The sequence below is a fragment of the Burkholderia sp. SIMBA_062 genome (assembly GCF_046534765.1).
In the GTDB taxonomy this organism is placed as follows: Bacteria; Pseudomonadota; Gammaproteobacteria; order Burkholderiales; family Burkholderiaceae; genus Burkholderia; species Burkholderia ambifaria.
Map to the genome: position 1 here is coordinate 1 of NZ_JAWRYD010000674.1, position 232 is coordinate 232.

The window sequence follows — 232 nt, forward strand, 5'->3', positions numbered from 1 at the left end:
CTTCGCGGTTTCCACGCTCGCGGCGTCGGCTTCGACGTCGGCTTGCGCTTCGTCCGTGGCGGCCACGGCGTTGTCGTAATCCTGCTTGCTGACCGCGTTGGCCGCGTCCAGCACCTTGTAGCGATCGGATCGCGCCTTCGCGGCGACCAGCGTCGCGCGCGCCTTCGCGAGCGCGGCCTTGGCGTTGTCGAGCGTCGCCACATAGGGCGCCGGATCGATCTGATAGAGCAGC

Annotated in this window: 1 pseudogene; it reads right to left on the reverse strand. The window is 68.5% G+C overall.

The features are described from left to right. Nucleotides 1-232, reverse strand: a pseudogene (locus SB786_RS37880) (efflux transporter periplasmic adaptor subunit); the annotation flags it as partial.